This window comes from Nostoc sp. 'Peltigera membranacea cyanobiont' 213 (assembly GCF_002245975.1).
GTDB lineage: Bacteria > Cyanobacteriota > Cyanobacteriia > Cyanobacteriales > Nostocaceae > Nostoc.
On the sequence record NZ_NOLI01000082.1, the window covers coordinates 1 to 17,971 of the forward strand.

At 37.6% G+C, this 17,971-nt stretch carries 14 protein-coding genes; 9 read left to right on the top strand and 5 right to left on the bottom strand.

Translation table 11 applies throughout. The features are described from left to right. Positions 1-264, top strand: a 264-nt coding sequence (locus CDG77_RS20920; protein WP_143857064.1) for a hypothetical protein, incomplete at its 5' end; no start/stop codon positions are given. Positions 265-496: 232 nt separating this feature from the next. Here CDG77_RS20920 and CDG77_RS20925 read toward each other — a convergent pair. The 3 genes from CDG77_RS20925 to CDG77_RS20935 all read right to left on the bottom strand — a co-directional run bounded on the left by CDG77_RS20925 (position 497) and on the right by CDG77_RS20935 (position 3,889). Beyond that, the gene (locus CDG77_RS20925; protein ID WP_094331251.1) at positions 497-2,392 is read right to left on the bottom strand and encodes a sensor histidine kinase; all 1,896 of its coding nucleotides are present in this window, start codon (positions 2,390-2,392) and stop codon (positions 497-499) included. A 70-nt stretch (positions 2,393-2,462) separates the two neighbouring features. Beyond that, positions 2,463-3,134 carry a response regulator transcription factor gene (locus tag CDG77_RS20930; protein WP_094331252.1) on the bottom strand — a complete coding sequence of 224 codons (672 nt, stop codon included), beginning with the start codon at positions 3,132-3,134 and terminating at the stop codon, positions 2,463-2,465. Between the two features lie 149 nt (positions 3,135-3,283). Further along, on the bottom strand, positions 3,284-3,889 hold the full coding sequence (locus tag CDG77_RS20935) for a hypothetical protein (protein ID WP_094331253.1): 606 nt from the start codon (positions 3,887-3,889) through the stop codon (positions 3,284-3,286). A gap of 745 nt (positions 3,890-4,634) precedes the next feature. Here CDG77_RS20935 and CDG77_RS20940 point away from each other — a divergent pair. The 6 genes from CDG77_RS20940 (at position 4,635) to CDG77_RS20965 (ending at position 9,808) form a co-directional block, all read left to right on the top strand. Next, positions 4,635-5,318 (top strand): hypothetical protein, encoded by a 684-nt coding sequence (locus tag CDG77_RS20940; RefSeq protein ID WP_143857065.1) that lies wholly within the window; start codon positions 4,635-4,637, stop codon positions 5,316-5,318. Positions 5,319-5,773: 455 nt separating this feature from the next. Continuing rightward, positions 5,774-6,037, top strand: coding sequence for a hypothetical protein (locus CDG77_RS20945; protein WP_094331255.1), 264 nt, complete (start codon positions 5,774-5,776; stop codon positions 6,035-6,037). A gap of 240 nt (positions 6,038-6,277) precedes the next feature. Further along, complete coding sequence (locus CDG77_RS20950) at positions 6,278-6,592, top strand: hypothetical protein (RefSeq protein WP_094331256.1); 315 nt, start codon at positions 6,278-6,280, stop codon at positions 6,590-6,592. A gap of 21 nt (positions 6,593-6,613) precedes the next feature. Beyond that, complete coding sequence (locus CDG77_RS20955; RefSeq protein ID WP_190234020.1) at positions 6,614-7,057, top strand: DUF2752 domain-containing protein; 444 nt, start codon at positions 6,614-6,616, stop codon at positions 7,055-7,057. A gap of 93 nt (positions 7,058-7,150) precedes the next feature. Then, positions 7,151-8,827: a calcium-binding protein gene (locus tag CDG77_RS20960; RefSeq protein WP_094331258.1), complete on the top strand. Its 1,677-nt coding sequence runs from the start codon at positions 7,151-7,153 to the stop codon at positions 8,825-8,827. A 273-nt stretch (positions 8,828-9,100) separates the two neighbouring features. Further along, entirely contained in the window at positions 9,101-9,808 is a 708-nt protein-coding gene (locus CDG77_RS20965) for a DUF928 domain-containing protein (protein ID WP_181154391.1), read from the top strand. 128 nt (positions 9,809-9,936) lie between these two features. Here the strand turns inward: CDG77_RS20965 and CDG77_RS20970 are convergent, their stop codons facing one another. Next, on the bottom strand, positions 9,937-12,579 hold the full coding sequence (locus CDG77_RS20970) for a CHAT domain-containing protein (protein ID WP_223269898.1): 2,643 nt from the start codon (positions 12,577-12,579) through the stop codon (positions 9,937-9,939). Positions 12,580-12,927: 348 nt separating this feature from the next. Here CDG77_RS20970 and CDG77_RS20975 point away from each other — a divergent pair, with 348 nt between their 5' ends. Together CDG77_RS20975 and CDG77_RS20980 are read left to right on the top strand one after the other, a co-directional pair. Next, the gene (locus CDG77_RS20975) at positions 12,928-15,726 is read left to right on the top strand and encodes a two-partner secretion domain-containing protein (protein ID WP_190234021.1); all 2,799 of its coding nucleotides are present in this window, start codon (positions 12,928-12,930) and stop codon (positions 15,724-15,726) included. A gap of 76 nt (positions 15,727-15,802) precedes the next feature. Beyond that, complete coding sequence (locus CDG77_RS20980) at positions 15,803-17,569, top strand: ShlB/FhaC/HecB family hemolysin secretion/activation protein (protein WP_442946433.1); 1,767 nt, start codon at positions 15,803-15,805, stop codon at positions 17,567-17,569. Between the two features lie 9 nt (positions 17,570-17,578). On the opposite strand, the gene CDG77_RS20985 is transcribed toward CDG77_RS20980, so the two are convergent. Next, positions 17,579-17,776, bottom strand: a complete 198-nt coding sequence (locus tag CDG77_RS20985) for a hypothetical protein (protein WP_181154390.1) — start codon at positions 17,774-17,776, stop codon at positions 17,579-17,581. Between the last annotated feature and the right edge of the window lie 195 nt (positions 17,777-17,971).

Consider the following 17,971-nt stretch of genomic DNA (forward strand, 5'->3'; position numbering starts at 1 on the left):
GAAAAAGTTCGGATCAAAGATAGCTATCGTGAGCGGATATTTACCGAATCACAGCAATTAGGTAAAAGTTACCTGGAGACGCTTTATTTTATTATTGATTGCTATTTTGCTTTCAGAAAGGGTGCATTTCCCACACAACAAGTAGCTTTCACGCCAATTAATACTGAGTCGAACAAACTTCCTTCAATGACTTCAACTCCATTTGCACAAGAGAAAGAAGAAGATTCTGAACCGGAAACCTTCAGCTTTGACTTTGATTTGTAACCGTCAAATGAAATTGGCAACGGTAAAGATGGGGAATTAGCCTTCTACGATTGTTGGTAGAAATTTAGATACGTGAACTACTCGTTTTAAATTATTAATACTGCTTAATTCTTAACCGAAAAGTATTGATTTATTCTCCAGAAGACTCAATACTTTTCCTTCTAAGGCTGTCGCTGTCAAATAAGCACGGTTTAACTTACCCAAAGTAATTAAAATCACCAATAATTACATATTAAAATAGTCGCCAAAACCAAAGTTTATTGGCAGACCAACTAAGCTGACAAACCATCCCTTTTGGAAAATGAGGATATCGCTTAAATTCACCACCCAACTGTTTTGCTAAATTTTGAGCTAGCTTGCTTCCAAAGCCTAAATATGACGATAAATCAGCCATTGCTTCAATCTTTAAACCATTATCTGCTACTCGAATCACATTTTTACCATGCTCTTGAGTACAAATTACTTCAAGACGAGTAGTGCCAGCAGCATACTTTTTGACATTACGCAATGCTTCTTCTAAAAAGCTGCAAAGACTCCGCTTTTGTTCAATAGTTAAATTGCGTTCATCCATTGCCTCAAACTTAAGTACCTTTTGTTTTATATTGTTAAAATAAGTATAATTTTGTTCGACAACCTCGTTATAAACTTCAAAGAGAATGTCATCAAGTGGTTGAGATAAATCTAGTCTTTGCTCTTGTTGAAAATAAAAACTATCTAATTCACTGACTGCCTCTCTTTTTACTAAATCATAAACATCGCGTAATTGCTGATTTAGTTGCTGAAGCTTTGATATGAATTTTTGGGGTGATAAACTTTCATTACTTTGAACTTCTCTTAAGATTATATTCAAAGTTTGCAAGGGATGACTATGAATTGCATCGAATATCTGGTCAATAATTAACTGTCGGTCTCGAATGCGGTAACGTAATGCTTCATCATATCGATAAAAAGCTGCTAAACCTACACCATTGAATACTAATGTAAAAAAAGCTGGTACAATTGGAATCCACCAACCAATAATTATTAGTCCATAACAGATGAGAATTAAAGAGATAATCGCAAGAATAATATAAAAAAGCATCTCGAAGGGATTGCTAATCAATCGCCCTAAACTTAAACCTAAAATTCCCCAACCAATAATCCATAAATACTCCCATACATCTGCCCAAACATTTATCATTGATCGATTATCTAGTACAGCACTAACTAATTGACTAACTACATGTGCTTGGATTTCAACACCATAGTTTAGAGCAGCATTTTCACTATTCATTCCAGATGAATTTACATAATCTTTAGCGCTGGGGCTAGTCATGCCAATCAAGACTATTTTGTCACGAATCCAATCAGGATTAATCTTTCCATTTTGAATCTCTGTAAGAGAAACTATATGAAAAGGTTTACGCCGATTGCGAAAATTAATTAATATTTGACTACCACCTGCATCTGCTTGTATATATCCGCCTGAGTTAGGCTGAAATCGGAGAAGTGTAGTTGAATTAAATCTCATACCATAAGGGTCATCATCTACATTTTTTAGAGGAATACCTTGAGTTTTTAAATAGGTTTCTGCCAATTTTAATGTAAAAGAAAACTTCCATTCTCTTTGAAGATTTGAGGTAGCTAATAAACTTCGGCGTTGCTTACCATCTGTGTCAGCTACAGCATCAGTAAAGCCTATCTGTTCTTGTGGTAAATTTGGTGGTGGATTGAAAGTTGAACCACTGCGGTCAGGCAGAATTTTATCAACTGCAATTAAATTTTTAATTTCTGTAAATGTTTTAACAATTTCTTGATGTCCTGGTTTTTGTGGTAAGTCTCTAATAATATCCAGTCCAATTACAGTAGGTTGATAAGTTTTTAATTGATTTAATAAGGCGGCGATATCTTTATCAGGAATTGGATAGGCTTTAATCCTATTAATATCTTTTTCATTAATACCTACAATTAAAATTCTTTCATCAATTGATTCTTCTGGACGCAGCCGCATAAATGTATCAAATGCAATCCACTCCAAAAATTGTAATGAACCCACTAGGCGCAGGAAAGTTACAAATGCAATTGTGGTAAACCCTGCACACCAAATACTATTAGCTGAATTAATTTTTGTCCAAATTCGCCGCATCATACATTGTGTTTATTGTAAAATTTAGATTGTTATTTATGATTACAACTAAATATTGACTATGGACTATTGACTAATCAATTAAACCTTCTTCTCTTGCTCGAATTTCAGATTGAATTCGGAGATTTTTTCCCTCATCTGGGTAAACTCCCAAGACATCATAAATTTTAGTCCAATAATGCCGTACTGTTCGTTCACCAATATTCATCTTCTTGGCAATAGGTAAATCTTGTAAACCTTCTTTACAAGCAAGCTGTAAAACTTCTAGCCATTCTGGTTTCAGTTCCAAACCAGAACGTATCTCTCTAGGAGTGTTCTGCACACCCTTTAGAGACCAATCAACTTTGGTTAACATTTCACTCATTGGCAAACTTTTGTCTGCAACTGTAAAACCGCCTTCGTGATTGCTAATTGCTGCTTTTAGCCTGACTAAAGCACGAGGAGTGGCTGTTTGGATCACAATATTGAGATTCGGATATTGGCGCATCAATATCTTAAGTAACTGAATACCGTTGTTAGTTTGGGCAGTTCCTCCTATTGTTTGTGGCATAGCTAAATCAACTATAATCAAGTCAAAGTTGACATTTTCTAATTGTTCGAGTGCTGATTTTATGGTTTGCGCTTCGACAATTTTAGCTTCTGGGTATTGCTGTTTTAATACATTGACAGTTGCGTATAAAACGGATTCATGGTCATCAACTACTAACATTTTCTGTGGGTTTGACTTTTGTACAGATTGATACATAGAGTTTCTTTGATATTGACGATTTACTATCTTGAAAAGGAGGTATTTATTTTTAGGCTTGGTAATTACGAAAATTGATTTTTATTTCATCGGTTTGTATTTATATAAATATTAAATTTTGGCTGACGCATTTTAAAATAAAAATATTTTTATATATTTAAATTTTTCTGCCAATGCCGCCAACGAAAATACCATATTTCTGCATTATGCTTATGCTGACAAAAGCATTTTCCACAGGTCAAAAAATTAAAAGCATGACGAAGATAAGCTACTTCTTTAATATTTGATATATAAGTTTCTTTAGATTTATTTAAATCAGTTAATTGAAGCATGAGTTCATTGAAATTACCTCGTGCTTTTAAACTGACAATTATAGATAATCTACCGGAAATATTTGATAGGATAATTTGCAGCAATTCTTCTAGTGCCATCAAAACAACGTGGAGAGTATAAAGTGACTCAGGGGGCCAGTCAGTTGGCAATTCCATTTGCAAATTTAATTCGGGAATGCGCGATCGCCATTTCACTAGTGTATGTTGAATTGCTAAGGGTAGACTGTCGTCAATATGTGCCGGAGATAAGTAGTCACTCAGTTCTTTGAGGGAATGATGGAACTTCTCGATAGTCGCTAAGTTACTTTGCTGTTGCTGCTGTTGATACAGAGAAGGGTTTATTGAAGATATTTCTAAATTTCGTCGGATCACGAATAATTCTTGTAGCAAATCATTGTGAATCATCTCTGCTTCCTGATGCATCCTTATCCATTGCCTGGTATGCCACCAAATTAATGCTCGTTGTGTTTGCTGATGATATAGAAACAAACACGACACAACTATAATACAAGTAATCAGAACTATAACCCCTGTAACAATTAGCATGTGTGTATTTTAGAGAAGTAATTTTCTACAATCACATTAGTACTTACGTTTCATCTAGATGATGGGTATAAAGATTACTTAGGTTACTTTTTTTTAATCTGAGGTAGATAGTAAGAAGTAGCCAAGCTATTGGCATGAAAGTGCAACCATTATGACTAATAATGAGTTATGTCAGATGAACAGCAACAAACCATAGCCATTCCCTGCTCCCTGTATTCTTGCCCTTAGCCCCACTTTTTCAGGTTTTGGGACGGATGGGGCGGAACTTTCACATCATGGCGATCGCATCTTGCCGATGATTCTTGATATTTTCCCATATTAAACGCAATACAGACACCCGATGTAGAGACGTTGCATTGCAATATCTCTAGATTTGGCAACTATGTGCAACCAAATTGGCACAAAGGTGCAATGTAATTTCAGGTCAATTATTTATTGTATTAATCAAAGGCAATGTGCGATCGAATTTATAGCTTAAGTATGACTAAGCTATTTTTTGAGAAATAGCGGATTACCATATTCGGAAGATTTTACGCCGTTTGCGGCTTGTCGCCTGGGGATTCGCCCCGGATTATTGGGTGATTCTGACTAATTAATATAAACATTCTTCTGGGGATAATAAATGATGTTCAGATTACTAAAGCTGATTGGATTATTAGCCTTAAGTACCAGCTTTTTTTCAGTAGGAATTATTGCACCAGCATTATCACAATCTCAAAAGACACCGACTCAAGAAACAATGGATAATTCTAGAACAGAATCTAAAGAGTATCCAACTCAAATAGCAACAGATAGTCAAAATAATATTTCCATAACGTGGGAGTTAAAGTCTTGTGCAAAAAAAGTAAACCATACTGTTAGTTGTATATTTTCCTTTAGTAGTAGCGAAAATCTCGATTACAACGTTTCCTCTAAAAATGAAACTAAGTTAGTAGATAATGAAGGTAATGAATATCATGTAAGCAAAATTGCAACCCCAAAAAAAGTTGTTGGTTACGATAAATACTTGGGCTTTAATGTTTACAAGGACGTGCAGTATAAAGTCACTATTGATTTCACCGACGTACCTGATTCGGCTTTATATGCAATAGCATTGTACATTGGAACTTCTAGCCGCTATCTTAATCAAGCGCCTCCAGTATTTCAGGATGTTGCTTTTATTAATCTCGACGGTTCAATAAGTGAAGTTCCTATATCGGCTAGACATAATAAAAAACCAAATCATCAAGATTCTAATGAGAATCAAAACACTAATCCTATTATCAACATTCCCAAAATTTGCTTACCTTTAATTGGTTGCCATTAAAGGGCGTTTGAAAAGTTTTAGGAAGTCAAATGTTATACTATCTGCCTCACTATAATATGGATTATGGCAAGGCAGATAATAGTTTCATAAGTTTGGAGTTATAACTCATATACTAAACACGGGTTGAACTTTTAATTTTCAATAATGGCTAAAAGCTTGATTGCAAAATGTTTGTAGATATTAAAAAAAGTGATGATCGGTGGTTGTTATCAAATCCTTTGTTGTTCTTGGCTTTTATATCTGGCGATTAAGCAATGTATAAAAATAAATCAATTTCTACCCTACTTATTTAAGAGTTATCGCCAACAGCCTGAGAGGATGTTTGAAAAGTCCTTTTCTTAGTAGCAAAACGTTTTAGATCCCCCTAAATCCCCCTTAAAAAGGGGGGCTTTGATTCCAGTTACCTTTTCGCATAAGTAATTGAGGATTATCTCCTATCACTTTGAATTTATATTATGACTAAAAGCAATCGGATTAATCGGATTAACTGGACTTTAATTTTAGGTCTTCCTAGTGCATTAGCAGCCCTAGCAAGTGTATTGACTTTTGTGATTAGTAAAGACTTTAGATGTACTGTTACACATCCAAATACCAAGGTCATTTTTTTGGGTATGGGTAGAAAAAATGCGGCAATATCTGGTTCGGATTGTGGCGATCGCATCCTGCCAATGATTCTTGATATTTTCCCATATTCAACACAATACAGCTACCCGATCTAGAGACGTTGCAATGCAATGTCTCTAGATTTGGTAACGATGTGCAACCAAATTGGCACGAAGGTGCAATGTAATTGGCAGAAACGGCTAACAAATTCTCAGGTCAATTATTTATTGTATTAATCAAACGCGATCGCAATGAAATTTACACTTATCTCGTTGCAATACCATAACAACAAGTCTACGAAAACGAATCAGTTTTTGTCCAATTCTTTTTTCACTTAACCATAAGGAGTATGAGATATGGCAAAGGAAGCCTCAGCCGCAACTACAGTAATGTCGGTAATTGCGCTAGTTTTTGGAATTATGGGTATGCTGGCATCTTTCATCCCATGCCTGGGAACATTTGCCATGTGGTTGGCACTGCCATCTTCTGTTTTAGGTGGAATAGCTACTTACTTGGCTTACTCCAAGGCAGAGTCGAAGGTGTTTCCCTTAATAGCACTGACTATCAGTACTATTGGTCTAGTAATTTCTGGCACTCAAATTATCGCATTAAATGGTGCTGCTCATAGCATTCAACAGGGTATTCAGCAAGGCATTCAACAAGGGCGTTAAAAAGCAATAATCGTTGTAATTGTGAAATTCTTTAGCTACTTACCGGACATCTACAGAGAGTATCGATATGTCAACTACGGCTTACTTGTACTCGCTGTGATTTTTTTACTCTACCCACTTTGGGTTTCTATTCCAGGCGAGGTAGAGCCTTATCTCCCCTTCGAGTTACCTACGGTTCCAAGCTATATTGCCACAAATTATCCCGATGTACCCTGTTCAAGTTGCGGTTTAACACGAAGTGTTGTTTCTCTGTACCATTTTGATCTGGATGCTGCTTTGGCTTTTAATAAAGCTGGAATTTTAATTGTAGCTTTAGCGATCGCTCAATTTTTTCTCAGGTTTCCGTTATTTTTCTGGAAATCTTCAGGACTTTGTTGGTTTGACTTGATTCAGTTAGTTACTTGTGGCTTAGTTATTCGGGTGTTTCTAGATACAACGATAGTGTTGGTAATAGCCCAGAGATAAAAGGCAATCCTACAACCCTATCCCTTATACCCTCTGAAATAATCGTCAATTTGTACAGTGTGTAAATCAAAATCCAAATAAAAAAGGAACAATATGCCAGGAAGTACATTAGGGACTGCTCAAAATATTGGTGTTCTCACATCTTTTAACTACAATGATGCTGTAGGGAATACAAATCCAGTTGATTACTACAAATTTTCCCTGACAGGCACAAGCAATATTAATTTGCTGTTGAGTGGAGTCACTCAAAGCTATGTCGATGCAGCTATCTATTACGATAGCAACAATGATGGATTGATTGAAAGCGGAGAACAACTTTACTCTACTTATGCTAGTAATGGTGGTAACGCTCAAATTACTGCAACCTTGGGAGCATCAGGGAATTATTATGTTGGAATTTCACAAGACTCCCAAAATGTCAACTCTAACTATTCCCTACAGTTATCAGCCATCTCTGCACCTCCTTCCATTGCCTCAAATCCAGGAAACACACTCAGCACTGCTTACAATATTGGTACGCTGAGTACTGCTCAAACTTTCAAAGAATTTGTCGGGAATGTAGATTCAGTTGATTACTATAAATTTTCCCTAACTAGCACAAGCAATATTAGTTTGCTGTTGAGTGGAGTCACTCAAAGCTATGTCGATGCAGCCATTTATTACGATAGCAACAATGATGGATTGATTGAAAGCGGAGAACAACTTTACTCTACTTATGCTAGTAATGGTGGTAACGCTCAAATTACTGCAACCTTGGGAGCATCAGGGAATTATTATGTTGGAATTTCACAAGACTCCCAAAATGTCAACTCTAACTATTCCCTACAGTTATCAGCCATCTCTGCACCTCCTTCCATTGCCTCAAATCCAGGGAATACACTCAGCACTGCTTACAATATTGGTACGCTGAGTACTGCTCAAACTTTCAAAGAATTTGTTGGGAATGTAGATTCAGTTGATTACTATAAATTCTCCCTAACAGGCACAAGCAATATTAGTTTGCTGTTGAGTGGAGTCACTCAAAGCTATGTCGATGCAGCTATCTATTACGATAGCAACAATGATGGATTGATTGAGAGTGGAGAAAAACTTTATTCTACTTATGCTAGTAATGGTGGTAATGGCCAAATTAGTGCAACCTTGGGAGCATCGGGGAATTACTATGTTGGAATTTCACAAGACTCCCAAAATGTCAACTCTAACTATTCCCTACAGTTAGCCAACACTACCAGCACAAGCAATCAGCGTCTCACTGGTAATGCACTGAATAACACTTTGATTGGCGGTGACGGAAATGACCAACTGCAAGGGTTAGCAGGAAATGACACCCTTCAGGGAGGTAATGGTAATGATATTCTCACTGGTGGAAGTGGTGATGACTTACTTTGGGGAGGACTCGGCGATGATATTCTCACTGGTGGAAGCGGGAAGGATAAATATCTCTTTCAAGGTAATGGTGCGTTTAGCACAAGCTTAGGTGTTGATTACATCACCGAGTTTGAAGGGGGACAAGACCAGATTATGCTGAGTAAAGCCACCTTCAATGCTGTTACTAATACTGTGGGACAGGCTTTTACTAACTTTGCAGTGGTCACTGGTGATGAATTGGTCAACGCTAGTAATGCGCGTATTGTGTTTAGCCAAGGTAGTGGTAGTTTATTCTATAACCAAGATGGTAATGTTTTAGGCACAGGTACAGTGTTTGAGTTTGCCCGTTTAGGGAATCCTGATATTACTTTGAGTAGTAGTAATTTTAGTTTGATTGCTTAGGCACAAATCCCCGATTTTTTGAAAAAGTCGGGGATATTGTAGTTTAAAGTGAATTCTACAGACTTTACCCTCCCTCTCCTGCGAGAAGATGGAGTAGCAAAGAAAAATTAGTATTTTAGTGACAAATTCTGTCATCCTATTTATAGGGTAAACATCTACAGTTACAGTCTGCGATCGCACACCAGTAGCCTAGTAGCCATGAGTAAGTATTTCTGCGTCATTCGACAATCTTTGACTAGCAAACTGCTGCTTAGTTGCACTTTTATACTATATTTGACACTGGCAACTACAGCCATAGCCACCTACAAAGCACCTCCAAATCCTTCTAGTCCTAAAACCCCTACAGGTTCAAATAGTAGTAGAACTAATGAAGAATGTACGGGAAATGAAAAGACAAGTCTCACAGTACTTGCTCCCGTTGCTTACGTTGGACAAACGGTTTCTTTGCAACCGACATTTGCTTGGTTTGTACCAAATTCTCAAAGTCGGGACATTGAATTTAGTCTTGATGAGTATGTAAACGGCAAACTTCGACGGGTTGATACAATATCAATGCACAGTTCGCCAGGAATTATGACATATTCCCTTGCTAATAAACAAATTAGTCTAGCGGCGGGACAAAGGTATTTATGGCAAGTCGCTTTGTTGTGTAACCCCAACCATCCTTCAGAGGATTTAATTGCTAGTGCTGAAATTGAAGTTGTCGCTATACCACCTAAGTTAAAAAATCAGATTTCGCAGACAAAAGAATTCTGGAAACGTTCAGATTTATATGCTGAACAAGGATTGTGGTATGATGCACTAGCTGAAACACTCAATAATTCTACAAAGAAAGTATCTATTTTAAATTTATTGACAGAACTCAGTCAGTCAGAAAAAGAAGCAATTCCCAAAGTTACAGAACCAAACCACAAGCAAGATTTAGACCAACAAGTTTTACGATTACAACAAATTATAAATGCTGAACAAGCCTCTAAGTAATTGATAATTCGTAATTCGTAATTCGTAATTTAAAGACTGTTTGGGGCTAGTGCTACACTTGATTTATCAATTTAGATCCTCGACTTCTTGAAAAAGTTGGGGATATGTGAATGAGTAGACACTTATCTCTACAACCAATTTCCTATTAGAATTAAAGGCGACCAATAAACAGGATGAGTAAATTGCCCTGCTCCTATCTTTCCTGTAATCAATTCTATTTGAGCAGATTGCAAAGCCTCTGCTTTACTTATAGTAGGATTATTTAACAATTTTTTGTAGAAATTAATCGCAATTGTTGCTGTAGAGTTATCTTGAATTGCCCACAGAGATGCTAAAGCACTTTTCGCTCCCGCCTGGACTGCAACTCCTGCTAATCCTAGTGCAGAACGTTCATTTCCTGCTGCTGTTTTGCAAGCAGTTAAAGTTAATAGTTCTAATAGCTGATTATTGCGGGTAACTTTACGAATTTGCTCTTCTAATTTCTGAAATGAGAGTTTCCCATTTTTACCTGTGACAATGAATGTATCTTCTGGAGCAGCACCAAATTCGCCATGTGTGGCAATGTGGATAATTGGGTAGGCTTGTTTATCCAGTTCTTGATTTACGCGATCGCTGGTAAAATCATCATTAAGTAGTTTCTTTCCTGGAATCTCCCCCAGCACTTCATTTATTTCTGTAGGAACATTAGCAAGGGGTGAATATGACTTACCATCAATAGTAGCCTTGGCACTTAAACCCAATGCAAGTACCTTCAAGTGTTGCCGATTTAAAGGTTTAATATCAGTCAGGTTTAAACTGGGAATTGTGGCAATAGCATACTTTTGAATTAAATATTGTTCGCCATCATAAAGTGCAGCCATCGGTACACTTCGTAATATGCCATCTTGCACAAATACTAATGTTTTAATATTAAACTGCTGGAGTTCTTTAGTAAAAGGCTCAATTAACCAATCATAGATTTGTTTTGCTATTGTAGTATCATACTGAATATGAGCATCACGCAGGGATTCCAAATTTCTACGAAATGTATTTATATTATTGATAAAATCTTGGCGTTTAATAGAAATCGACCTCACATGATTTTGACCTTTTGGCAGGGTTAAAACTACCGCAGTCTTATCTTCCAAGATAATAGTGTTTATAAAAGCAGTTGTCTGATTAGCAATTTCTACAATGTTTTTTTGCCCAGATGAAACAATCACGCAATCGTTACCAAAATAGTTTTGTAATTCTGCTAATCTTAACGAGTCCATCGTCGTGAGAATCGAATCCAAATTATGTTTACTATCTTGGGAAACTAACGATTTATTTGCAGTTTGTCTTGATTCTTCCAAACTCAATCTCAATCCTACTAACTCGCGGTAAATTGGCTCAATCGTATCTCGAAAATCAAATTGGATATCTCGATTTGCCGTTAAAATATCACGACGAATAGTCTCTAGGGTATTAGTTGCTTGTTCATAAGCCCAAATCGCTGCATCTGATTTTCCCAAGGCTTGTAAAATGCGTCCTGTTTGCCACTCCCACAGATATAAACTATCCTGTGCTTTTAAGCCTTGTTCGGCTGCTAATCTGGCTTTATGAGTAAATTCCAGAGCTTTTGAGTATTCTTGGCGACATTCATATATGTGTCCTAGTTCTCCCAAAGCAAAGGATTCAGCCCGAAAATCTTCGATTCTATGGGCTATTGTCACTGCCTGATTGAGTAGGGTTGTCGCTTTAACTAATGTGTCAGGTTTCAGACAACTAATTCTAAATGATTTTGCTTCACTGGTAATAGGTTCCAATAAATGCACCAAATCGATAGTTGCATACACACGCCTGCGATTTTCAGGCAGACGTTCTAGCAGGTTAATTGCTTGTTGTAGGCTGGTTGCTGCCTCAGTGGGGGCATTTTTGCGGTAATATATGGGGATGATTTGTAAGTGCGATCGCATTTCACCCGCAACATCATTATCATTACTGGCTAACTCTAAACTTTGCCGCAGGTAATTCAAAGCCGTGGTATATTCTTGTTGAGCATCATCCAAGAGTTTTTTCCCATCATCACCGCTTTGTTTTGCTGAATCTGCTTGTCGATCCTTCACTAAAGCCTGACTAATATGTGCATTACCCAAACTATTAAGAACTGAAACACGCAGCGCAGATATATTAAATTTATTAACAATGTCTAGACTTTTTGCGAGATTTTTGATTGCTAGCTCATAATTTCCTGTGAGTCGATTAGCATCACCCAAACTTCCCCAAGCTGCGGCTTCACCAAGAGAATCTTTGTGAATCTGGGCAATGAGTACAGCGCTGTCACTGCTGCAATTATCATTTTTGTCAGGATTGCATAAAAGAGCGATCGCTTGCAAGGGTTGTCCTAAACTACTATACACCTGGGCAAGTTCGGTGAGCGATCGCCCCACTTGCGGCAAATTCCCCACTTGGCGATAATAGGCGATAACTTGCTTCCAGTGGATAATTGCTTGTTCGCTTTGCCCAATTTCCTGATAAACCCGCGCCAAGTTTTCTCGAACAATCACTTCCGCCGCAACATTGTGATTTTGTTGGTAAATATTTACAGTTTTCTCCCAGATAGTAATAGCTGCTTTGATATCTCCAACTTGGTAAAGTTCTATCCCTTGCTGTACCAGTTGATTTGTATCAGGAGATTGGGCGCTGACTACTCCTGCAAATTCCAGTGGCGTGATTGTTTTTGGTACATTACCCAGCCAGAAACAAAACGTCAAACTACACAGGAATATAGATAGCAGCCAACCACGCACTCTGAATTTATGATTTTTATTTCCGATCAAAAAAATTTGAATATGCTGAAATTTTAGCACAGTACATTTACGGAAAAGTTTTATAAACATAGTTTTGTATTTTAGCTATAATTTAGTATATTTACTGTTAACAATCAATAAACTAACAAAGAACCCCGATTTCTTAGAGGATGTTCTAAAAGTCTAAATTATTACTAGCCTTGGCGATTGGAAATCGCGGCTATACAGACAAAACCCACCTGTGTGGGTTAAGAAGCTTGATTTTTCGTTAGTCCGCGTAGGCGGACTTTGTTTGTGTAGCCGCGATTTCCAATCGCCCAAAATTTTACTTTCGCGCAATCATAAATCGTGCAAAAAATTATAAAGATTCTGACACAATTAGGTGTAATAAGTTGGCTGGTTTGGATTGTAGCTGGAAAATCAGTTTTAGCTCAAAGTAGCAATATTGTTCCAGATGATACTCTTAAATCCGAAAGTTCTCTAGTGGAAGAAAATTTCTTAGGTCTGCCTATAGAATTAATTCAAGGAGGAGCAATTAGAGGTGTTAACTTATTCCACAGCTTTCGGGAGTTTAATGTCAGTGAAGGACGCAGTGCTTATTTTCGTACCCCTAGCGCTGACATTCAAAATATTGTGGCACGGATTACAGGAAAAAACCCTTCTCTTATTTTTGGTATTTTGGGTACTCTTGACGAGAGTAATTATTTTTTTTCCAAGGCCAATTTATTTTTAATCAATCCCAATGGCATTATTTTTGGAGGAAATGCTAGCCTGAATACTGGTGGTTCATTCGTTGCTACAACTGCGGATGCAGTGCAGTTTAATAACCAAGGATTATTTAGCACTTCTACTCCCGAAGTTCCGCAACTTTTGACGATTAACCCTTCGGCTTTTTTATTTAATCAAATACAACCTGCGTCAATTATTAATCAAGCAAGAGGAGTAAGTATTTATTCAAATACAAACTCAGGAATTACTTCTTCCTATGGTAAAAGTATCTTGCTCTTAGGCGGTAATGTCATTTTAGATGATGGCATAATCACAGCTTATGGTGGAAAAGTTGAATTAGGAGGATTGGCAGGGAAGGGTAGTGTTGGATTAAATATAGATGGTGATAATCTCGATTTAACATTCCCGACAAATGTTGCTAAAGCAGATATTTCTTTAACTAAGCAAGCACTCATCAATACTAGTGGTTTGGGTGGTGGTGAAATTCAGTTGGTAGGTAATAACATCAAAATCGCTGGACAATCTCAAATTTTTTCAGGAAGCCTTCGTAATCAAAATAGCCGAGACATAAAAATTCAAGCATCACAGTTAGATATTTCTGAAGAATCTCAGATTTCTACACTTAAATACGCTGCTGGAACGGGCGGAAATATTATCATTGATACCCAAAATCTCAATATGTCTGGTGTTTCTAGCATTAGTACAAATACAGAAGGGACTGGAAAGGGCGGAGATATTATCATTAATACCCAAAATCTCAATATGTCTGGTGTTACTGGTATTCCTATAATTGGTACAAATACAGACGGGGCTGGGAATGGCGGAAATATTTTAATTAATACAGAAAACTTGAACATGAATTTGGCTGTTGTGACTACTGGAAATTCTGGCGGAGAGGGTAATGCAGGTAATGTATCAATACAAGCTACTAATTCTGTCAACTTGAATAATAGTACATTATCTAGTTTCTCTTTTGGGTTAGGTAACTCAACTACTCAAGGTGCTGGAGGCAATATTCTGATTTCTGCTAAAACATTAAACCTGGAAAATGTATCATCCATCGCAACTACTAGCTTTTTGGGGCAAGGAAAACCCGGTGATATAACGCTCAAAATTTCTGATTCTATCAATTTATCAAATAGCGAAATATCCGGTATTTCTTTTAGTGCCGCATCGGGCGGTAATATTAATATTGAAACTGAAAATTTAAATATACGTGATGGCGGTCAATTAATTAATAGTAGTTTTGACCCTATCAGCAACAGTTATTTAGATATTTTAGCAAAAACAAATAATTCTCTAAATCCAGTAATTCAGCAGAGTATAATTACTACAATCTCACAGATTAGTAATAATCTGAATTTGCAAAATACAAAAAATTTAGGTCAGTCAAATTCTGGAAATATCAATATTCGGGCGACTAAATCATTAGTAATGAGTGGCATATCACCCACTGACGAAAACCGTCATAACCTCATATCAACTGAAACTCTAGGTGCAGGAAAAGCCGGAACTCTCTCCATAGAAACAGGAGAATTTATTGCGAGTGATGGTTCATTACTCTCAACTCAAACTACAAGTTCAGGGGATGGCGGTAACTTAACTCTTAAAGCTGACGCAGTTGAGTTAACTAATAATGCTCAAATTGTTGCATTGAGTCAAGGCACAGGCAAAGCAGGTAATATCAATTTGACTACTGCAAAAAACTTCAGTGCAACTAATAGTCAAATCCTGACATCCTCCATCCAATCTTCTGGAGGAACTATCAATCTTACTGCCGAAAATATCCGCCTTTTTGGTAATAGTGACATTCGCACCAATGTTTTTAGTGGTGCTGGCGGCGGCGGTAATATTACCCTCACTGCTAACTCAATTATTGCCCTTAATGACAGTGATATTCTCTCATTTGCGCGTGATGGCAAAGGCGGCGATATTAGGTTTAATACCAGCGCATTTCTCAGTTCTCCGCTCTATCATCCGACTCCATTCACCACTGATGCTGCTACTATCAACACGCTTGATGGCAATCAACAAGTCGATGTCAATGCTAGTGGTGCGGTTTCTGGAACCATTACAGGAGTACCTGACATCAGCTTTCTGCAAAACAGTTTGACAGAACTCCCGCAAAATGTGATTGATACTAACGCAATACTTGCTAATAGTTGCATTGCTAGACGCAAAAATCAACCAGGCGGGACTTTCTTTGTTACAGGTTCTAGTGGCTTACCTGAACGTCCTGGTGATGCACCCCTTCCACCGTATCCTACAGGAACTTTGCAGTCTGTACCTAGTAAAAACAATTTGTCTACAACTAATGTTACCCCTCCCAGATGGAAAATTGGCGACCCGATTGTCGAACCGCAAGGAATGTATCAACTACCAAATGGGAAGAGGATTTTGAGTCGAGAATGTTCTTAATTAACAGCAAGTTCGGATTTTCTAAGCACTAAAGTGCATACTACAATCAGATTAAGGAAGATAGGAGAGGGGTGGGGTGAAAAATATATGTTGGAGTGAATATATTTATCGATCTAGTGTAATTGGATTTATTAGCAGTTTAGGCACAATTATATTCTTTTGCGGAGTTAGTCATCCAACTTTTGCCCAATCAACCGCACCCACTGGAGTCACTATTCCCCCAAATACTCCAGAACGTGTGGAAGAAACTATCCCCAAACCGATAGAATCTCCTCTACCTACACCAAAAACTCCAGAAACTCCTTCTCTCCCATTACTCCCTATACCTACCACCCCACCAAGTCAGGAAACTTCTCCTATAAATGAACGTTTTCTAGTCAATAAAATTGAAATTTTAGGCAATACTATTCTGAAAAAAGAAATTAGTAACCTAGTTCAAGAATACGAACAAAAAAAGGAAGTATCTTTTGAAGATTTAATCACTTTACGAACTAGAATTACAGCACTTTATATTAGCCACGGTTACATCACATCTGGTGCATTTATTCTCAACGACCGACCTAATGATATAGAACGCGGTATTGTGACAATTCAAATTGTCGAGGGTAAATTAGAAGGGATAGAAATTAAAGGACTTCAACGTTTGGAAGACAGTTATGTGCGAAGTCGCATCAAAATCGCTACGACTACGCCATTAAACAAGCAACGCATAGAAGAAGCTTTGCAACTATTACAGCTTGACCCAATTATAAAACGTGTTAATGCTGAATTAATTGCCGGGAGTAGTCCTGGACTGAATATCTTACGAGTTGAGTTAACAGAAGCACCAGCGTTTCACGCAGGTATTGCTATTGCTAATAACCAATCTCCTAGCATCGGTTCAGTTCAAGGTAGTGTATTTGTTGTACATGATAATTTTACAGGTTTCGGCGACCAACTAAGACTTGAATACGGTTTAACAAAAGGTTTAAATATATACGGTATTAGTTATAAATTACCAGTAAATCCTGAAAACGGCACTTTAAACATTCGTTATAGCAACAATAACAGCAGAATTATTGCAGCCCCTTTTGATGATTTAGGTATTCGCAGTGATGCAGAGACATTATCTTTCGGTTTCCGTCAACCATTAATCAGAAAACCCCAAACTGAATTTGCTGTTGGGATTGGATTTGATTTACGGCGTAGTCAAACTTTTTTACTCGATAATATTCCCTTCTCTTTTTCCGAAGGTGCAGAGAACGGTGAATCTAGAGTTAGTGTGATTAGATTTTACCAAGATTGGGTACATCGAAGTCCCACACAAGTTTTAGCGGCGCGATCGCAATTTAGTTTTGGCATTGATGCTTTTGACGCTACAGTTAACAACACTGGTACTGATGGACGTTTCTTCTCCTGGCTAGGACAATTTCAATGGGCACAGCAACTAACTAAGAGAATATTACTGTTAACCCGCATCGATACCCAGTTAACTCCCGATTCCCTCCTCTCCCTTGAAAAATTCAGCATTGGTGGTGTCGATACTGTGCGGGGCTATCGTCAAAACCAACTAGTGTCAGATAATAGTATTTTGGGTGCAGTCGAACTTCATCTTCCCATTAGTGCCAATCCCAACAATTTGCAACTCACTCCATTTTTTGAGATTGGCGGTGGTTGGAATAATCGTGGAGATAATCCCGACCCCAGTTTTATTGCTAGTACAGGTTTAGGTCTAGAGTGGCAAGTTTTCTCTAGTTTGAATGTGCATTTAGATTATGGAATTCCCTTATTTGAGGTGAAGGATAAGGGAGACTCACTGCAAGATAATGGATTCTATTTCTCATTGCAATATCAACCATTTTGACAAAATTGTTCAGGACGTTATCTCGTCCCCATATTCCGACTCCAGAACAGTCAACAATTTCTCTTCCATAGCAGTAAGATAGGGACGATTCACCTTCCCCAACGACTGCAACAGACTTTTGACTGTCTCCTCCAGCGAATCGGAATACACCCGATTGATGCGATCGCTAATCTCCTGAACCTGCTCACACTCGCCCGGATTTCTCACAAACCTCGATTCATCGGTTAAAAATTCTGAAATGCTTACTATGTATACATTTTATCAGTTTTAAAGTCCGGTTTTTTATGAGTTTGTGAGAAATCCGAGATTACCACATTCTTGCATTAGTGGGATAGGTTCTTGTATATCAGTTCAATACCAAATATCATACAAATCCGAATAAAGAGATTGAAATGGGAAACC

What these genes read in the sequence shown, in the direction of transcription:
- CDG77_RS20925 (WP_094331251.1), bottom strand. Translation starts at nt 2,392, where the DNA reads ATGATGCGGCGAATTTGGACAAAAATTAATTCAGCTAATAGTATTTGG.
- CDG77_RS20935 (WP_094331253.1), bottom strand. Translation starts at nt 3,889, where the DNA reads ATGCATCAGGAAGCAGAGATGATTCACAATGATTTGCTACAAGAATTA.
- CDG77_RS20945 (WP_094331255.1), top strand. Translation starts at nt 5,774, where the DNA reads ATGACTAAAAGCAATCGGATTAATCGGATTAACTGGACTTTAATTTTA.
- CDG77_RS20950 (WP_094331256.1), top strand. Translation starts at nt 6,278, where the DNA reads ATGGCAAAGGAAGCCTCAGCCGCAACTACAGTAATGTCGGTAATTGCG.
- CDG77_RS20960 (WP_094331258.1), top strand. Translation starts at nt 7,151, where the DNA reads ATGCCAGGAAGTACATTAGGGACTGCTCAAAATATTGGTGTTCTCACA.
- CDG77_RS20930 (WP_094331252.1), bottom strand. Translation starts at nt 3,134, where the DNA reads ATGTATCAATCTGTACAAAAGTCAAACCCACAGAAAATGTTAGTAGTT.
- CDG77_RS20940 (WP_143857065.1), top strand. Translation starts at nt 4,635, where the DNA reads ATGATGTTCAGATTACTAAAGCTGATTGGATTATTAGCCTTAAGTACC.